Genomic DNA, 17,771 nt, shown 5'->3' with positions numbered 1-17,771 from the left:
GCGCTCGCTCGGGATCACTGTGAGGGGGCTAGTCCACGTCCAGGCAGCGAGCCGGGCGATACACCAGATGAGATTGCTGGACGAAATCCTCAACCAGCAGTAAAAATATGGTCGGGGTATGGCCAGTGATGCAGCGGAAATGGCCATTCACCTCCAAGTTGCCGATGAGTAATATCGACCATTACTCGACACTGGTGATCGGCGGCTTCGCGGTCCCTCAAAATGCACCCTGAAGTCAATATCCCGGACTTCACTGATCATTTTCGTGCAGTCAAGCTTCTGGGATTGGCACAAAGGCGTACTTGGCACTGAGATCTCGTCATAACCAGTTCACGTAGTGCGTGAACTGTGGGCAACTATACAAAGGAGGATATATGGCATCTGCTAGGCGAGACTTTGAGCGGTTTATAACGTGGCTGCATCTCCCAACCACCCACACTCCGCCAGAAGTGAAGCGGCTGGCGAACCTCGTCTTGGAAAATTTTGATGAGCTGGCTGGGACCGTTCGTCACCGCAGTCAGCGGTCTATATATTTAGTTGATCGCGCTCGCAGTGCCTTGGCCCAGACGCCAGACGGATCGCCCAACATCCAAACTGGAGCGGCTGATGGCACTTGGCCTTGGCAACGGCTGCGGAACATGACTATCGGCCCCTTCCGAGGCTTTAGGACGCCCGAGCCGTTCGATCTGCAGAAGCGAGTCGTCTTGTTCTATGGCCCCAACGGCAGTGGCAAAACCAGCTTTTGCGAAGGTCTGGAATATAGCCTGCTTGGTTCGGTCGAAGAGGCCGAGACCAAACGCATCGACGGACGTATATATCTCGCCAACCTCCACGCGCGCCACTTTGAGCCGCCGACATTGCGGGCGACGGACAATCAGGACCGGGAAGTCGCGGTCGACTCTAATCCGGACACATTCCGGTTCTGCTTCATCGAGAAGAACCGGATTGACGCATTCTCCCGAATCGCCGCTCGGCCGCCTGCTCAGCGCACCGAACTAATCGCTACACTGTTCGGAATGGACAAATTCAACGAGTTTGTGGGCCACTTCAACGAATCTATTGACCAGCAACTCGTACTGACCACCACCAAGCAACTCGCGCTGACCGGCAAGCGCAACGCCCTGGCTGCTGACCTAGGCATAGTCAATGATGAGACGCAAGCTCTGCTGGACCTGGCGAACGAGGAGGCTGCCCTCGCCCTTACGCACTCTGCGGGCATGACGTATGGGGGGCTCAAGGCACTTATCGGCACAGCCGATGCGCCCAGTCGCCTGCAGCAGCTCGAAGCTATCCTTAACGCCGTGCCACCAGCGGCGATCGGTCTTTCGCGCGAAGGCCTACTGAGCGCCTTCGAGGCGTCGCACCAAGGCCAAGAAGTGCTCATAGGCATCGCCGCCAAGCTCGATGCCCGTAGTAGTCAAGTTTCTTTTAAAGACCTCTACACGGCAGTCCTAGCTCTGCAAGCCACCGAAGGCGGCCACTGCCCAGCATGTGACACGCCGTTGGCGGACGCGAAAGCCAACCCCTTCAACAAGGCCATGACCGGCCTGGCGCACTTGAAGGAGCTCGGCGAATTGCAAGAGGAGCGCAAGATCGCGCTAGACAAAGTAGCCGCTGCGTCGCGCGAGCTCCGTCGGCAGCTTGCCAACCTCACCGCGTTCGTTGCGACCCATGGGGAACAAGAGACGCCGGTGGGCCGATACCTTGCCGGCCTGGCAGCCGAGCCTGGGGGAGATTGGTGGGCGGCGGTCTACCCCACCCGGGCGCCGCAGGAGAGCGGCACTGAAGCCACCGCCGTGACACTCGAGCAGATTTTGGCGGTCGCCGACCGCGTGGCGGCGCAAGACGCTGGCTCGTTGCTGGCCCACCAGGAGCGCCAACGCAACATCGCCGAGCGTGACAGTCTCATCGCTTTCCAACTGCTTCTCCAAGCCCAGGATTCGAAACGTCAGCGACTTGTCGAGGACGTGGCGGCGGCCAAAGACCGGATCGCGGCCTTCGACGCTGACAACGCGACGCTCATCAGTGACGTGACCCAGGAAGCGCGCGACATCGAGCGCGATGCCCCCATCAAGGCCGCATATGACAGCTTCCTGGCCTTGCTAAGAGCCTACCGCAAACAGCTTCCTGGCACCCTCATGGCTGGCCTCAACGACGCGGCTATGAACCTCTACAACGAGTTCAACCGCAATGACTTGGAGCCGGACAAGCTCGCGGCGCTCCATCTGCCGCTAACCGGCGAACAGAAGATAGAGATTTCATTCCGAGGCAATCCGGGCGTTCGCGTGGATGCACTGCAAATCCTCAGCGAGGGCCACATTCGGTGCCTAGGCCTGGCGATCCTGCTCGCGAAGGCCCAGAGTATCCAAAGCCCGTTGATAGTGTTCGACGACGCGATCAACGCTATCGACCACGACCACCGCAGTGGCATCCGCGAGACGATCTTCGAGAGCGACCATTTTGCCCAAACGCAGCTCATCGTCACTTGCCACAGCAACGAGTTCATTAAAGACATCCAGCAGCACTTGCCCACCCAGCGGCGTGGTGATTGCCAGGTCTATTTGTTCCGCAACCACAACGGCAATTATCAGCCTCGCGTGAGAGGCAATGTCCAAAGTAAGAACTATGTGGTGAAGGCCAGGGCATCAAAAGACGCACTGGACAACCGCGAGGCCTTGGCGTCTTGCCGGCAGGCCCTCGAGATGCTGTCTGAGAAGGTGTGGCGCTGGCTCGCCAGCCACGATCTGGGCGTGCTGAATCTGCGGATCGCCGGCGTCGGCGCTGAGCCCGGCTTGCGCAACCTCTGCGAAGCGCTCTTAAAGCGGCTGAACGACGCAGCGACCTTCAATCACGCCAACAAGCCCTTGCTGGTGGCCGCCTACGGTCAGATTCTTGGGATCCCGGCTGCTAATCTAGTGTGGACCTATCTGAACAAGGGCACGCACGAAGAAGCAAACCGTGATGACTTTGACGCTGCCCTTGTGGAAATAGTGGTTCAAACCCTCGAAAGGCTAGATGGCCTTGACCTTCGCGTAGGCAGGTAGCCATGTACGAATTGCACCGCCTAGGGTGGAACAGCTTTCAGCAGCTGTGCCAGACAATCTGCCGCGAGGTTCTGGGGCAGACTGTCGAATCGTTCCTCGATTCGAATGACGCGGGAAAGGATGGCGCGTTTACCGGAACCTGGACTCCCATACCAGGCAAAGTCTATGCAGGTCATTTCGTGATCCAGTGCAAGTTCACGGCGGTCGCCGGGCATAACCTTAAGCCATCAGACATCAAGGACGAGATCGAGAAGGTTCGCAAGCTCGTAGCCGCAGGTCAGTGCGACATTTACGTACTGATGACGAATGCCGGAGTTTCGGGGGTACAGACGGACAAGGTTAAAGCCCTGCTGGCCCAGGCAGGGGTTCGGCATGTGTTGGTTTTTGGCTCCACCTGGATCAATCAGCAGGTCAGGGAGAGGAAGAGCCTGCGCATGCATGTGCCGCGCATGTATGGGCTCGGAGACCTGAGCCAAATTCTGGATGAGCGCGCTTATGCACAAGCCCGAGCGGTGCTAGAGTCGATGCGCGAAGACCTCGCTAAGGTGGTCGTCACGGCCTCCTACGGCAAAGCGGTAGAAGCCTTGAACGAACACGGATTCGTGATGCTGATTGGCGAGCCGGCGGCAGGCAAAACAACGATCGCCTCTATGTTGGCCATGGCCGCTGCCGACAAATGGGGCTCGTCAGTGCTGAAGCTGAATGATCCCGCCAAGGTGGAGGAGCGATGGAATCCGGAGGAGCCGTCGCAGTTCTTCTGGGTCGATGACGCCTTCGGCATCATGCAGTACGAATCGTCTCTGGCGCACTCGTGGAACCACATCCTGCCACAGGTAAGGACGATGTTACGCCAGGGGGCCAAGATCGTGATGACTTCGCGGGACTACATCTACAAGCGTGCCCGGCGTGACCTCAAAGAAGGTGCCTTCCCGTTGTTCAACGAGAGCCAAGTAGTAATCGACGTTCACGACCTCTCAAGCCAAGAGAAACAGCAGATCCTCTACAATCATCTGAAGCTCGGTAGTCAGCTCCCTGCGTTCAAGGCCGAGATCAAGCCGCATCTTCCATCGGTGGCGGCACACCCGCGCTTCATTCCCGAAATCGCCAGACGGCTTGCGGACCCAACCTTCACGAAGCGGCTCTATCTGACGGAGTACCACCTTGGTCAGTTTGTGCAAAAGCGGGAGCAATTGCTGCAGGAAGTGCTCGACGGGCTGGATAAGGACAGCATGGCGGCGCTAGCGCTTATCTACATGAAGAAGGACTATCTCGAAAGTCCGGTTTCATTGCATGAAACGGAAGAAGATGCGCTGCGCAGGCTAGGCAGTAGCCTCGGAAAATGCATTACGGCACTGGAGTCCTTGAATGGCAGTCTTGTCCTGCACCAGCAGGCGGACGGTGAGTCGGTATGGCGCTTTAAACATCCGACGATCGGCGACGCGTTCGCTTCGGTGTTGGCTCGGAGTCCGGACCTTCTGGGCATCTTCCTGCTGGGAAGCGCCACCGAGAATCTGATCGAGCAGGTAACCTGCGGCGATGTCGGTATTGAGCAAGCGGTGATGGTACCAAAGCCGCTCTATCCGCAGATGGTCGAGCGGCTTGTGGAGTTCACTGCGAGCGAGAAGTACAAGTCCCAGTATCTGGCGATTTGGGGCGCGAAGCGGTCGCTGCATTCATTCCTCACCCGGCGGTGCTCGAAGGAATTTCTGACCCTCTATCTTCAGACGAACCCTGAACTGATTGACAAGGTTTGCCGTCCCGGCCTGTTTTTGAGCTCTTCTTCCGAGGGAGCCCTCGCTGTGCGTTTGCATGAGTTCGGATTGCTTCCAGAGGAGTACAGGAAAATCTTCGTTCAAGCCGTGGGCGCGTATGCCATCAGTGGCGAAGACGTGTACGCGCTCGACAACGAGGATATTCGCAGCGTGTTCACAGATGCTGAATTCGACGCGCTTATCGCCAGGGTCCGCGCAGACCTATTGCCACGGTTGAGCAGAGTGCGCGAAGAGGAACAAGATGGATACAGGGGTGACGAACCTGCCGATGAATACATGGAACATATGTTCGAAAGCTTCAAGACGCTGAAGGACAGGTTCGGCGATGACGCAGAAGCGGTGCGAATCATTGATCGCGAGATCGATCTGGCGAAAGACTGGATCAACGACAATGATCGTACACTTCCAGATAGGGCACCCCGATCGCTCGGCACAGCCGAGACCATCGACAAGCCACATGGCACCCGGAGCATTTTCGACGATGTCGATGTCTGAGGAGCGGGTTCGAGCTTCAACAAAAGCGGCGTGCCTGCGTCTGAGTAGTCGCTTACGCGCCTTTGCGATATGGGGTGATCGCGGGTCCATTATCTACGCGGAGACGTGCGTTGCCGTTCCTCACCCTTGGACAATTTACTGCCCCGCGTCGTTTGTAAGCGATACTCGCGTGGATGCGATGCGGACAGGGACCAGTCGTGCATACCTAGACCCCGCCTGCCCGGATAGCCCGTTTTCCCTCTGAGGTTGGATATAGGTTGGATAGAAAAATGAAGGCACCGAGGAAATCATCCTAAGTGCCTGTTTTATTTGGTGGGTTGTGAGGGGATCGAACCCACGACCCGCTGATTAAGAGTCAGCTGCTCTACCAACTGAGCTAACAACCCGAGTGCCGGATTATACAAGAACGTCAGAATAATGGAAGAAGGGTCAGCGCCAAAAGCGGGAGTGCGGGTCACCCGGAATGGGTGATTCGGAGAAAGCTACTATCTACCGCGCTCAAAAGCTGCGGTTCTGCTCCTTGCAGTCGGTGCCCCACCCCTTGCAGAGTTTGTATGGCGAGTAGGCTGGCGCACGCGTGGCAGGCAAAATCAAAGCTACGCTGCAGCGGTACCGCATCGTCGTCGGAGCCATGTAGAATCGTCACTGGGATGTCTAGCCTGGGTGGTGCCGCGAGTAAATCATGCCGTGCGGCATCCTCCACGGCGGAAAATCCCAAGGAGAATACCGGTCCATGCGCGCCAAGCTGCCAGGCGTGCGTACCGGAACGTTGCCATTCGCTCTGGGCGGACGGAGATAAGGCAGCGTAATAGTCTTGAATGAAATTGAATGCCGGGGCGATCAGCACGAGCGCGCGGACACGATCTGGCCAGAGTTGCGCTGCTCGGGTTGCAACCCAACCGCCCATGCTTGAGCCGACCAGCAGTAGCGAGCGAGAAGGTAGGGCACGAATGATAGCACCGATGTCTTCCACGTAGCGTGAGATGGTGAGTGCAGTGAAATCCCCATCGGAGATGCCCATTCCCCGGTAGTCAAAACGCAGCCAGGAACGCTGGCTTTGTTGCGCGCGTTCGGCAAGCAGTTGTGACTTGCTCCCACGCAGGTCAGAGGCGAAACCGGGGAGGAAGATGCCAATCGGACCCGCTCCCGAATCTTGCCAGTAGGCGCGCACCATTTCTCTGCTGGGAGTCGGGACCTCCATTAGAGTTTCCGTAGACCGTTGCATAGGGGCAGGATGACACAAAAAAAGGGGCTTCAGAAGCCCCAAAACCACAAAGGAGGAAAGAAACATGCGCTCGCAGCCAAAATGGCTACGAGTGGCAATATTAGCATTTGCTCGATCTCTGCGCAATAACATTCCGACCGGTCGGAAAAAAAAGAGGGCGGCACCATAAGGGCCGCCCAAAACCACCAAAGGAGGAAGAAACATGCGCTCGCAACCATCACAGCTGCTTGCAAAAGATTAGAGGTATGGGAACAAAGAAAGTTCCGACGGCTGTTGCTGCAATTGTTACGTCATGTTTCAGTGCCCTGCCTGTAGTGTTGCAAACGCTGCTAACGCCCGCTCTCGGGCCGCATGATGATCGACGATGGGGCGCGGGTAATCTTCCCCCAATCGGACCCCTAGCGCCTGCAGTCGCTCCGGGTGACTCCACGGTTCTGGGAGTAGATCGCCAGGTAGCCCCTGGAGTTCTGGAAGCCAGCGTCGCTGGTAGTGACCTTCCGCGTCAAACTTCTGCGCCTGCAGCACCGGGTTGAAGACGCGAAAATAGGGTGCCGCGTCGGTTCCGCAACCCGCGACCCATTGCCAGGATGCGTTATTGTTGGCCGGATCCGCATCCACCAAGGTATCCAAGAACCAAGCTGCTCCTTGTTGCCAAGGCAGCAACAGATCTTTCACCAGAAAACTCCCCGCAATCATGCGGATGCGATTGTGCATGTAACCCGTCTGCCAGAGCTCACGCATCCCGGCGTCAACAATGGGATATCCGGTCTTTCCCTGCTGCCACGCGCGTAGCAGCTGATCATTCTCGCTCCAGGGAAAGTGCATGAATTCCGCACGCAAGGGCGAGTGTGGTAAGTGGGGGAAGTGATAGAGCAGGTGCCAGGAAAATTCCCGCCATCCCAACTCTTGCAAAAATTTGTCTACGGCCTTCTGTAGATTCGGGCGTTCCTCAGCAATCTCTCGCATTCTCTGCCAAATCCGCCGAGGACTGATTTCTCCATGCGCCAGATAGGGAGACAAGCGAGACACCTTCTCGCTGTCGGGAAAATCCCGGCCACTGGCATATTCTGCAAGCGCATCAGTGATAAAATTTTCGAGACGCTCGGTTGCTCCATCCTCTCCCGGCTTCCAATGGCTCCGTAGGCTCTGCGCCCAATCGAGCGCGTGGGGCTCCCATCCCCAGCTGTCAGGGTCTTCTGAGGAGGGTATGTGGGAAGGCGTCTGTGGGCGCTGAGGGCGGGGGTACGGTGTCGGTACCGTGATGTCGCGTAGAAAGCGCTTCCAGAAAGGACTAAAGACCTTATAAGGCGCACCATCGCGCAGGAGGTCCCACGGTTCGCTAAGGGTATCTCCGGGGAAGGACTCAACGGTGATGCCTTTGGCGCGAAGGTGAGACTTCATTGCTGTATCGGTTTCGCGTTGTTCCCACGCGTAGCGTCGATTCCAGAGAACCGAGTCCGCAGCAGTCTGCGCCACGAGTTCCGCGACGAGCTCGAGGGTCGGGCCGCGGCGATAGACCAGTGGCAAACCCAGTGTGGTGAGGGCATTTTCGAGGCTGCGCAGGCTTTGCCGCTGCCACCATTGATAGGCAGCGCCCCGTTCATCCCGGGGGTCGCTCAGGAAAACCGGGAGTACCGGACCGCGCGCTGCGGCATGAGCAAAAGCAGGGTGGTCGTCAATACGTAAGTCGTTGCGAAAGAGGACGATACTGGTCACGAAGACCTCCCAGGATCTTTGTCTATTATGGAGAGGCTATGAAAAGCACCCCCATTGTGCAAGCGCGTCGCAATCGGGAAAATGGCGGGAAAAGAGGGGGGGAGCAAATGCGGGGAAATCCATGGCGCCATATCGGGATCGGCTTTGTGGTATTGGGGCTCAGCACCGCTGCGCTCGCGGTATTGGCGCCGGCAGAATTGCAGTCGGGTCTGCAGCAGGCATCGGGGCAATGGCAGGAAGCATGGGCGTCCCTGCCAGCCTCGCCGGTGAAGATTCCGGCGCAAGGCACTATCGAAGTCGCTTTCTCGCCGCCCGCCGGTGCAACAGATACCGTAATCCGCGCGATGAGCGAGGCGCAGCATCGTCTCTGGATACAGGCCTACAGTTTCACCAGCGCGCCCATCGCGAAAGCAGCAATAGCGGCGCAGAAGCGTGGCGTTGAACTGCGCGTCTTGCTGGACAAGAGTCAGCGGAGCCAAAAGTATTCTGCCGCTGATTTCTTTGCCAATCAGGGGGTGAATCTGCGCATCGATGATCAGCATGCCATTGCTCATAACAAGGTCATGATCATCGATGATGCCACGGTTATCACGGGCAGCTTCAACTTTACCAAGGCAGCGGAACAGGCCAACGCCGAGAATCTCCTGGTGCTCCGAGGAAATCCGCAGCTCAACGCCTTATATGCACAAAATTTTCTGCATCACTGGTCGCATTCCACACCGTACAAGGTGCGCCACGGTCTGGACTAGCTCAGACCATGCCTTCGAGGAGCTGTACCTCGACGATGGAGCCAGCAGGGAGATCCCCTGCCTCAGCAGGAAGAATCAGGAAGCACTCTGCCTCTGCCATGCCGGTAAGAATGTGGGAGGATTGCGTCTTGACCGTGGTCACTTGCAATCCCTCGGGACCGTGGACCAAGCGACCACGCTGGAAGTCGGTGCGCCCCGGTTTCTTTCGCAGTGCCGTCGCACACGGGAGGCGTAGGCGCGGCAGCGTCCAGGGTGCGCGGCGCCCCATGCGTTTGCGCAGTGCCGGGGCGACAAATTGATAGAAGGTCACAATGGTGGAGACTGGATTGCCAGGTAAGCCAAAAAAATCCGCCGTACCGATGCGTCCAAAAGCCAGAGGGCGCCCCGGTTTCATGTTCATTTTCCAGAACTGGACGGTACCGAGGCTCTGGAGCAGTTCAGCGATGTAGTCCGCTTCGCCTACCGACACCCCGCCGCTGGTGATCAGTACGTCGGCGATCTCGCCGGCCTGTCGCAACGTGGTACTAATACGCTCCGGATCGTCGGGTAGACGGCCGAGATCGATGGCCTCGACGCCAAGACGCCGCAGCAAGGCCAGCAAGGTATGACGGTTGCTGTCATAGATTTCACCGGCGCGTAGCTCGCTTCCAAGGGGCCGTAGTTCGTCGCCGGTGGAGAAAAAAGCCACACGGAGCCGCCGAAATACCGCAAGCTCACTCACCCCGAGACTGGCCAAGACGCCAATCTGGCTGGGCCGTAATAGCGTACCGGCGGGTAGTGCGATCTCTCCTCCTGCCAAGTCTTCTCCAATGTGACGAACATTGACACCACTACGAATCTGGCCAGTGAGATGTACGTTGTCGCCGTCGCGTTCGGTCTGTTCTTGCGGAACAACTGTGTCACAATCCTCGGGAACGATCGCACCCGTCATGATGCGCACCGCCTCGCCAACGGCAACGGAACCGGTGAAGGGGCGCCCCGCAAATGCGCTGCCAACTATCCGCCTCGCTGCCTCTCCATCGCTACTGCGCACGGCGTAGCCATCCATAGCAGAGTTGGGCCAGGCGGGAATTGGGGCTGAGGCTTGTTGGTCCTGTGCGAGCACGCGGTCGAGCGCTGCATCGAGGGCCAACCATTCCATATCAGAGACCGGCTGGGAGGCATCGAGAATGATCTGTAAGGCTTCGTCAACGCTTTTCGCGCGGGGATCATGTTCGTTATCGTCGCAACAGGCCGCCATAGGGTTACTCTCCATACCAATGCAATATAAATTGAGCGATGGCTGATGGATCGTTCAGATCCAGACAGGGCACGTCCAGCTGCAGAGGCGTATCACTCGCCACTGCCAGAACCTGATCTCCAGGGTTCCAGCGCAACTCCCGGCCAAGGGCCGCGCGATGCACCAGCAGACGGGGAATGGGCCAGTCCTGATTGCCTTCGCTCAGCACTAGGTCGGGACGGGGCTGTAGGCTGGCCAACATGGCCTCCCAGTCACCGGGTGCGGCGGCACGGTTCAGATACCAGCGCTGTGGGCCAGCTAGAAGTACCGGTTCGGCACCCGCCTCCTGCAGACGCCAACTGTCCTTACCAGGCTGGTCCCAGCGGACGTCATGATGACTGGCCTTAATGGCAGCGACACGCAACCCGCCAGCACGCAGATGTGGAATCAAAGAACACAATAAGGTCGTTTTCCCGACGCCGCTATATCCTATTATACCTAACGTTAGCACGCAAACGACTCCTCGAGATCCTCAGGCCTGTTGCAATTACGCGCCGCAAGCGCCGAAAGGTGGAGATGGTGCTGCGGAATGGGGGCGAAAAAATCACCGGCCCGACTTTGCCCGGTGCTGAGGAAAAGACGCAGCAAGCCAGTCAGGCGCCGGTGCATCAGCCCAATCACCGGGATCACGCTTTGTTCATCCCGGGCAAGAACCAGCGGCACACCCTTACGCTGGTGCCAGAGTTGCAACGGGAGATCTCGCGGTAAATGGGGAGCGTCAACAGGGACAAAGGCAATCCAATCCTCTTGCGCCACCATCAGCCCGGCAAGCAAGCCGTGCAATGGGCCGGGGAATCCCTCTTGCGCATCGGCAAGCACCGGGTACCCCAAGGCAGCATAACGCTCTTGGTGTCGGTTGGCACTGATCAGGATTTCCCGGGCATGCGACCGCAGGGGCCGCAAGGCATGCTGCACCAGCGGGCGCCCTGCAAAAGACAGCCAGCCCTTGTCCTCGCCACCCATGCGCCGCCCCGCCCCGCCCGCGAGGACCAGCCCAGTAATGGGCAGCAGCAACGATTCAGAAGGAAGTGACATGCTCGAATTCTCCGTCATTGTGCTATCCTTGCGCAATTTTCGGGACGTTTGGCTGGCGCGCATTGGCAATCTGGGACTGGTTGACGGGAAAGGGGCAGGGCATGCAGCCGCGCGGCGCGGTAGTGGATGCTGGTGTACCGCCGCAGGAGCGGGTAGAGGAATTGCCTCTTCCTGCGCCTCTGTTCTACCTGCATTATCAAGGGTTTGGCCAGTTGCCCGAGGATCCTGCTTTGCAGCGGGCTCTGTCGGAGTTTGTCGTGCGGGCAGATTTTTTGAGACTTCTCCCGCGGGAGAGCGCGCGGAGTTTTCTCGCTGCGCATCCCGACAGCGGAGTGGCAGAGAACACCCTAGTAGCATTTTTTCGGGTACTTTTCAGTGAAATTACCCGGCGCATGTATGTGGATGCTGCGCGCCAACGTCCGGAGGCGATCGGCTTGCGCTTCAGCCTCGCAAAGCCGGAGACAGCTTCCGCTGCAGCGCAGTCCATTGTCAGCGAAGACGTGCATGGCTTAGGCCCTGGCACCTATCCCTTCACCCATATTCCAGAAAATCCCCAACCGGGAACGGAGAATCCCTTCGTGATCCGGATTGTTTATCGTAAGGACCTGCAGAAATGAAGAAAATTGCGTTTTTCCCCGGTGACGGTATTGGTCCCGAGATCAGTGCCGCTGCCCGCGCCGTGCTGGAAACGGTCGCTGAACTGGCCAATCTGCCGCTGCAAATCGAAGAAGGCCTGGTCGGTGGCGCGGCCCTCGATGCACACGACGACCCTCTGCCAGAGAGTTCTCTGACGCTGGCCAAAAGTGCCGATGCGGTCCTCCTCGGCGCGGTGGGCGGACCGAAGTGGGATGCGCGGCCGCCAGCGCAGCGGCCTGAGCAGGGGCTGTTGCGCTTGCGTAAGGGGCTGGATCTCTATGCCAATCTGCGCCCCGCGCAGATCTTTCCACAGCTCCTGGCGGCGTCGCCGTTACGTCCGGAACTGGTACGAGACGTCGATATCCTGGTTGTACGTGAGCTGACGGGCGATATTTACTTTGGTCAGCCGCGCGGCGTGGAACTTGTGAACGGGCAGCGACGCGGGTTCAACACCATGGTCTACGATGAAACAGAAATTCGTCGGATTGCGCACATCGCGTTTCGCGCGGCGCAGGGTCGGCGGCATAAGGTTTGTTCCGTTGATAAGGCCAATGTGCTGGAAACTACGCGCCTGTGGCGGGAAGTGGTAACCGAAGTCAGTAAGGAATACCCCGAAGTCAGCCTGGAGCATATGTACGTCGATAATGCTGCCATGCAGCTGATTCGCTATCCGATGCAGTTTGATGTGCTGCTCACCGGAAATATGTTCGGTGACATTCTTTCGGATGAGGCGAGTCAGCTTACCGGTTCCATCGGCATGTTGCCCTCGGCTTCGCTGGGCGAGGGGCGTGGCATGTATGAACCCATCCACGGTTCGGCCCCAGATATTGCGGGACAGGACAAGGCAAATCCTTTGGCGACCATCCTCTCGGTGGCCATGATGTTGCGCCATTCCTTGCAACAGGAGCGGTGGGCGGAGCGGGTTGAGTCTGCAGTCCAGAGCGTCCTCGATCAGGGTAAGCGTACCGCCGATATCGCAAGTCTGGGAGAAGCAATCATCGGTACCCGGGCGATGGGTGAAGCAGTGGTGACGGCATTGCGGGCAGGGAGTTGAGGAATGAAGAAGAATGCCTACAAGGTGGCCATCCTGGGCGCAACGGGCGCCGTTGGCGAAGTCATGCGCGAGATCTTGGCGGAGCGGAATTTTCCTGTCAGTGAACTGATCCTGTTGGCCAGTGAGCGCTCTGCAGGGGGCACGCTGGATTTTGCCGGCAAGTCGGTACGGGTGCGCGATGCGGCAAACTTTGATTGGACAGGGGTTGATATCGGGCTTTTCTCCGCAGGCGCGTCCGCAAGCGAAATCTATGCGCCAAAAGCCGCTGCAGCCGGGGCTGTGGTCATCGATAACACCTCCCGTTACCGCTATGAAGAAGATATTCCCTTGGTCGTTCCCGAAGTCAACCCGCAGCGTATTGCCGACTACACCACGCGCGGCATCATCGCGAATCCCAATTGCTCGACCATTCAGATGCTTTTGGTGCTCAAGCCGATTGCGGACGCGGTGGGTCTGGAACGCGTTGTGGTGTCTACCTATCAGGCGGTGAGCGGTGCCGGCAGCCGTGCCATTCAGGAGCTGGGTCGGCAGACTTTGGGAATTTTCAAGCAAGAAGAAGTGCCAGCTGCGGTATTCCCGAAGCAGATTGCCTTCAATTGCCTGCCGCAAATCGATGTGTTTCAGGATAATGGCTACACCAAGGAAGAGATGAAAATGCTGTGGGAAAGCCGCAAGATCCTCGAGATTCCAGATCTGGCGCTCACCGCAACCTGTGTTCGTGTACCGGTATTTTATGGGCATTCGGAAGCGGTCAATGTCGTTACTCAGAAGAAGCTTGGCGCCGCACAAGTGCGGGACCTGCTGCGTACTGCGCCTGGTGTACAGGTATGGGACGAGCACGAAGCGGGGGGCTGGCCCACTGCCCTTGATGCAGCGGGGAAAGATCAGACCTGGGTGGGGCGGATCCGCGAGGATTGCAGTCACCCGCAGGGGCTGAATTTTTGGGTAGTGGCAGACAACATCCGAAAAGGGGCTGCGCTGAATAGCGTGCAGATTGCAGAGATCTTGATTCGCGACTATCTATAGGGCCGTGAAGATTGTTTGGCAGCATTGCTGTCATCTGCAATCTTGCTCATTGCCGGAAGGGGAGAAGGATGAATAGAAAAGACTGGGTGCAGACACTGCTTTCCTTGGGGCTGGTGCTGCCAGGTGTGGCGCAGGCCATTGGTCTGGGAAATCTCGTAGTCCTTTCTGGTCCAGGGGAGCCCTTCCAGGCAGAAATCCCGATTCACAGTGCGCATCCGAAGCAACTGGCAGGGCTGGAAGCGCAACTGGCAGATCCTTCCGCTTACGCAATGATTCATCTGCCCGTGGCGCAGGCAACACAGAACTGGCAGTTCTCTGTTCGCCCTGGGGATAATCCAGCCATTCTGATCAGCAGTTCGACGCCGCTTGCCCCAGGCGCTACCCCATTTCTGGTGCAATTGGATTGGGCCGGCGGACAGATGGTGCGGGAATATCAGGCCTATCCCGGCGCCTACAACGTGCCGAAGAGAACGGCGCTGGCAACGCCTGCGGCGGTCGCGAGCAATGCCCAAATGCCTCAGGCACCAGCACCTAGCAGTAATGGCTGGACCAATCGGGCACACTACGGCCCCGTGCCTGCCGGTGCCTCGCTGTATCAAATCGCTCAACAACTCAACCAGAATCCCCGGCTTAGCCAGCAACAGGCCATGGCGGCGCTGTTCAAGGCCAATCCTGCCGCCTTTCTGCAAGGCGACCCATCCAGGCTCCTCGCCGGTGTGGTACTGCGAGTCCCGGGCATTCGCGAGGTAGAGGCATTGAGCCCCATGCAGGCGGCGACACTCCTGCATCGGAAGGAACAGACCGGGGCGGCGACTGCAAGCACAGCGGCGCCGACGCCGGCGACCGCATCGGCAAGCTCGGCACCTTCAGCTCCGTCTCCGGCGAGCCCCAGTGGTGTTGCAACGGCATTGAGCTTGACCAGTGCACCAGCCGTTTCTGCGGCAAAGACGGCTGTCGCTACCTCTGCCGTGACGCCAGCCGTGAGCGCTGCGCCGGTAGTCGCCCCTGCGGACCAGGCAAAAATCGATAATCTGCAACATACCTTGCAGGGGGTAGAGGCACGTCTCTCCGTGGCGCAGCAACAATTGGCGTCGCAGGCGATGCAAATTGCCAAGATGTCGCGAGATACGGGTTCGACAAGCTTTCCGCCGCTGCTGTGGGTATCTCTGGGCGGGAATCTGCTGCTACTTCTGCTCTTCGTGTGGATGTATCGGCGTCAGGAGCAGGCTGCGGCCCGGCAAAGAGAAATCTCCTCCAAGCTCACGACTCTCGGAACTGCGGCCCGGGCGCCTGCCCCGGCTCCAGCTCCGGCGCCCATAGCGACGCCCATCCCCGTTCCCGCAATGGAACCAACAATCACGCCCAAGCCCGTGGCGGATGCTGACGTATCGGAGCCAGCAATCGTCAGTTCACCTGCTGTGGCATCAGGCATCGGCTCTACCCCAGTGGCAGCTGCGGCGGATGTTGATGAGGACGATGATCGCGATAGTTTTGAAGTCGATCCCCTAGAGCAGGCCGACCTCTACCAGACGTATGGCAAGACGGAACAGGCCATGAATGTCTTGCAAGAGGCGTTGGAGGTCAATCCGCGACGGCGCGAAGTTTATGTTCGTCTGTTGGGTCTGTATGCAGATGCGGATCGGCGCGGTGATTTTCTGGATCTGGCCGAACGGATGCGTAGTCGCTTCGGTCCAAACAATGCCGAGTGGCAAGAAATTGCGGGCAAGGGGCGCGAACTATTCCCCAGTAATGCCTTATTCTTGGAAGAAACGGCGGTGCCTGAAAGCAGTTCGACGGCAGAAAGCCCAGCAGTGACAGTGCCAGAGGCCGCCTCGGAAGCCGACGAACAAGAGGTTGAGCCGGAAAAACTGGATTTCGATTTTGGCTCCTGGGGACATCAGGAGGAGCCGGTTCAGAGTGAAGAAGAACCCGCTTGGACGGATGCCCATCGCAAGATGCTGGAGGACGTGAATGAGCAGTTCCGCGCTCTGGATGAAGGATCAGAGCCGGGATTGAGTCTCGCCAGTGAGGAGCCTGCATCCATGGCGGAGACGGCGCCTGCAGAGCACCGGATGGAGACGGAACTTGGCGTTGCAGTACCCGCAGCCGCAACTCTTGCCACCGCTGCGGATTGGGACGCCATCGGTACGAAGCTCGACCTGGCCAAGGCCTATGTCGAGATGGGTGATGGCGACGCGGCGCGGGAATTGCTGGAGGAAATTCGGCGCGACGGTAATCCCGAGCAGCAGAGCGAGGCGGAAAAGCTGGTCGCCGGCCTGTGAGCTAAACAACGCAGATGGGCTCTGAAGAACAACGCTGGGCCCTTGGCGTCGAGTATGATGGGGCCCATTTTTGCGGTTGGCAGCTGCAAGATGGGCCTCCCACTATCCAAGGTGCCTTAGAAGATGCCTTGGCGGCGGTAGCCGATCGACCCATCCGCCTAACCGTGGCAGGGCGCACCGATGCCGGTGTGCACGCGCTTTGCCAGGTGGCGCATTTCGATACACCCGTTGTTCGATCGGCGCTTGCTTGGGTGCGTGGCACCAACCGCTTTCTTCCGCGCGCGATCAGTGTCCGGTGGGCGAGGCCCGTCCCAGCGGATTTTCATGCTCGATTCTCGGCTACCGGTCGTAGCTATCGTTACCTGATTGTCAATCGAGCCGAACGCCCCGCGTTGGCAGCCGGTCGGGCAACCTGGATACCGCAGACTCTTGATGAACAACGTATGCAAGATGCTGCGCAGCTGTTACTGGGCACCCATGATTTTTCTGCTTTTCGTGCCGCGGCTTGCCAGGCAAAGAGTCCGGTGCGTACGTTGCGGCGATTGGACATTGAGCGTCGCGGTGATCTCCTGATTGTCACCGTAGAGGCCAATGCATTTTTGCACCACATGGTCCGCAATCTGATGGGTACGTTACTCTTCGTTGGGCGAGGGGAGCGTTCGCCAGAGTGGGTAGGGGAGGTCTTGACCAGTCGTGATCGACGCCTTGCCGGTACTACGGCACCGCCAGATGGGCTGTATTTTTATTCCGTTTCCTATCCCAGCAATTACCCAATCCCCAGTTGCTCTGGTATGTTTCCATGACGATCCTGCGGGGATTTTGGAGAGGAAATTCGTGCTAAGGGTAAAGATCTGCGGCATTACCTCGGTGACAGATGCTCTGGCGGCTGCAACCGCCGGCGCAGATGCGATTGGTTTGGTATTCTACTCGCCCAGTCCGCGCAATGTGCCTGCAGAAACAGCGCAGCAGATCCTTGCCGCGTTGCCTCCCTTTGTCACTCGGGTGGGGCTTTTCGTCAATCCCGAGGCATCCTGGGTGGAAGGGATACTGCGATCCTGTGCCCTGGATCTCCTGCAATTTCATGGAGATGAACCCGAGGATTTTTGTAAGCGGTTCCACCGCCCTTATCTCAAGGTCGTGCGGGTAAACGGAGAGTGCGATTTGCGTCCTTGGCGTGATCGCTATGCCACGGCGCAGGGGCTCCTCTTGGATAAGCGCGATGACCGGGTCTATGGCGGCTCGGGCCAGAGCTTTTCCTGGTGGCATTTGCCGCAAGATCTTGACATGCCTTTGATTCTCGCGGGTGGCCTGCGACCGGATACTGTCGCGACGGCGGTGGCCGTCGCTCATCCTTATGCGGTGGATGTCAGTAGCGGCGTGGAGATTTCGCCAGGGCGCAAGGATCGTGGCAAAATAGAACACTTCATTGCACAGGCCCGTGGGGTAGGAGAGGCATAG

At 58.5% G+C, this 17,771-nt stretch carries 14 protein-coding genes and 1 tRNA gene; 9 read left to right on the top strand and 6 right to left on the bottom strand.

The features are described from left to right. Positions 1–638: 638 nt before the first annotated feature. Both M5D89_RS09655 and M5D89_RS09650 read left to right on the top strand, forming a co-directional pair. Complete coding sequence (locus tag M5D89_RS09655; RefSeq protein ID WP_248885593.1) at positions 639–3,044, top strand: ATP-binding protein; 2,406 nt, start codon at positions 639–641, stop codon at positions 3,042–3,044. A gap of 2 nt (positions 3,045–3,046) precedes the next feature. After that, entirely contained in the window at positions 3,047–5,311 is a 2,265-nt protein-coding gene (locus M5D89_RS09650; RefSeq protein WP_248885592.1) for an nSTAND3 domain-containing NTPase, read from the top strand. Between the two features lie 310 nt (positions 5,312–5,621). On the opposite strand, the gene M5D89_RS09645 is transcribed toward M5D89_RS09650, so the two are convergent. The 3 genes from M5D89_RS09645 to M5D89_RS14335 form a co-directional block, all read right to left on the bottom strand. Beyond that, positions 5,622–5,697: transfer RNA gene (locus M5D89_RS09645), tRNA-Lys, on the bottom strand. A gap of 68 nt (positions 5,698–5,765) precedes the next feature. After that, positions 5,766–6,512, bottom strand: coding sequence for an alpha/beta fold hydrolase (locus M5D89_RS09640; protein ID WP_248885591.1), 747 nt, complete (start codon positions 6,510–6,512; stop codon positions 5,766–5,768). Between the two features lie 321 nt (positions 6,513–6,833). Beyond that, positions 6,834–8,252, bottom strand: coding sequence for a cryptochrome/photolyase family protein (locus M5D89_RS14335; protein ID WP_248885590.1), 1,419 nt, complete (start codon positions 8,250–8,252; stop codon positions 6,834–6,836). A 38-nt stretch (positions 8,253–8,290) separates the two neighbouring features. On the opposite strand from M5D89_RS14335, the gene M5D89_RS09630 reads away from it, so the two are divergent. Further along, positions 8,291–9,001: a phospholipase D family nuclease gene (locus M5D89_RS09630; RefSeq protein WP_248885589.1), complete on the top strand. Its 711-nt coding sequence runs from the start codon at positions 8,291–8,293 to the stop codon at positions 8,999–9,001. A gap of 1 nt (position 9,002) precedes the next feature. Here M5D89_RS09630 and moeA read toward each other — a convergent pair whose 3' ends face one another. Genes moeA through mobA form a run of 3 tightly spaced genes read right to left on the bottom strand, consistent with a single transcriptional unit; the run spans position 9,003 to position 11,315 of the window. After that, entirely contained in the window at positions 9,003–10,241 is a 1,239-nt protein-coding gene (gene moeA / locus M5D89_RS09625; RefSeq protein ID WP_248885588.1) for a molybdopterin molybdotransferase MoeA, read from the bottom strand. Between the two features lie 4 nt (positions 10,242–10,245). Beyond that, positions 10,246–10,731 carry a molybdopterin-guanine dinucleotide biosynthesis protein B gene (gene mobB / locus M5D89_RS09620; RefSeq protein WP_346347714.1) on the bottom strand — a complete coding sequence of 162 codons (486 nt, stop codon included), beginning with the start codon at positions 10,729–10,731 and terminating at the stop codon, positions 10,246–10,248. Then, positions 10,725–11,315 (bottom strand): molybdenum cofactor guanylyltransferase MobA, encoded by a 591-nt coding sequence (mobA, locus tag M5D89_RS09615; RefSeq protein ID WP_248885586.1) that lies wholly within the window; start codon positions 11,313–11,315, stop codon positions 10,725–10,727. The genes mobB and mobA overlap by 7 nt, the downstream gene beginning before the upstream one ends. A gap of 101 nt (positions 11,316–11,416) precedes the next feature. On the opposite strand from mobA, the gene M5D89_RS09610 reads away from it, so the two are divergent. From M5D89_RS09610 to M5D89_RS09585, 6 genes are all read left to right on the top strand, one after another. Continuing rightward, the gene (locus tag M5D89_RS09610) at positions 11,417–11,932 is read left to right on the top strand and encodes a hypothetical protein (protein ID WP_248885585.1); all 516 of its coding nucleotides are present in this window, start codon (positions 11,417–11,419) and stop codon (positions 11,930–11,932) included. Continuing rightward, positions 11,929–13,005, top strand: coding sequence for a 3-isopropylmalate dehydrogenase (gene leuB / locus M5D89_RS09605; protein WP_248885584.1), 1,077 nt, complete (start codon positions 11,929–11,931; stop codon positions 13,003–13,005). Before M5D89_RS09610 ends, leuB begins: the two co-directional genes overlap by 4 nt. A gap of 3 nt (positions 13,006–13,008) precedes the next feature. Next, positions 13,009–14,031, top strand: coding sequence for an aspartate-semialdehyde dehydrogenase (locus M5D89_RS09600; protein ID WP_248885583.1), 1,023 nt, complete (start codon positions 13,009–13,011; stop codon positions 14,029–14,031). Between the two features lie 68 nt (positions 14,032–14,099). Continuing rightward, positions 14,100–16,313: a motility hub landmark protein FimV gene (locus M5D89_RS09595; RefSeq protein WP_248885582.1), complete on the top strand. Its 2,214-nt coding sequence runs from the start codon at positions 14,100–14,102 to the stop codon at positions 16,311–16,313. 14 nt (positions 16,314–16,327) lie between these two features. Then, positions 16,328–17,116: a tRNA pseudouridine(38-40) synthase TruA gene (gene truA / locus M5D89_RS09590; RefSeq protein ID WP_248885581.1), complete on the top strand. Its 789-nt coding sequence runs from the start codon at positions 16,328–16,330 to the stop codon at positions 17,114–17,116. Positions 17,117–17,147: 31 nt separating this feature from the next. Continuing rightward, positions 17,148–17,771 (top strand): phosphoribosylanthranilate isomerase, encoded by a 624-nt coding sequence (locus M5D89_RS09585; protein WP_248885580.1) that lies wholly within the window; start codon positions 17,148–17,150, stop codon positions 17,769–17,771.

Source organism: Acidithiobacillus acidisediminis (assembly GCF_023277115.1).
Classification (GTDB): Bacteria; Pseudomonadota; Gammaproteobacteria; order Acidithiobacillales; family Acidithiobacillaceae; genus Igneacidithiobacillus; species Igneacidithiobacillus acidisediminis.
Note: the sequence above shows the minus strand (reverse complement) of the source record. Positions and strands in the feature narration are given on the sequence as shown.

Excerpts from the sequence above, each read along its gene's own strand:
- M5D89_RS09655 (WP_248885593.1), top strand. The coding sequence starts at position 639 with ATGACTATCGGCCCCTTCCGAGGCTTTAGGACGCCCGAGCCGTTCGAT.
- M5D89_RS09650 (WP_248885592.1), top strand. The coding sequence starts at position 3,047 with ATGTACGAATTGCACCGCCTAGGGTGGAACAGCTTTCAGCAGCTGTGC.
- M5D89_RS09640 (WP_248885591.1), bottom strand. The coding sequence starts at position 6,512 with ATGGAGGTCCCGACTCCCAGCAGAGAAATGGTGCGCGCCTACTGGCAA.
- M5D89_RS09630 (WP_248885589.1), top strand. The coding sequence starts at position 8,291 with ATGAAAAGCACCCCCATTGTGCAAGCGCGTCGCAATCGGGAAAATGGC.
- moeA (WP_248885588.1), bottom strand. The coding sequence starts at position 10,241 with ATGGCGGCCTGTTGCGACGATAACGAACATGATCCCCGCGCGAAAAGC.
- mobA (WP_248885586.1), bottom strand. The coding sequence starts at position 11,315 with ATGTCACTTCCTTCTGAATCGTTGCTGCTGCCCATTACTGGGCTGGTC.
- M5D89_RS09610 (WP_248885585.1), top strand. The coding sequence starts at position 11,417 with ATGCAGCCGCGCGGCGCGGTAGTGGATGCTGGTGTACCGCCGCAGGAG.
- leuB (WP_248885584.1), top strand. The coding sequence starts at position 11,929 with ATGAAGAAAATTGCGTTTTTCCCCGGTGACGGTATTGGTCCCGAGATC.
- M5D89_RS09600 (WP_248885583.1), top strand. The coding sequence starts at position 13,009 with ATGAAGAAGAATGCCTACAAGGTGGCCATCCTGGGCGCAACGGGCGCC.
- M5D89_RS09595 (WP_248885582.1), top strand. The coding sequence starts at position 14,100 with ATGAATAGAAAAGACTGGGTGCAGACACTGCTTTCCTTGGGGCTGGTG.
- truA (WP_248885581.1), top strand. The coding sequence starts at position 16,328 with ATGGGCTCTGAAGAACAACGCTGGGCCCTTGGCGTCGAGTATGATGGG.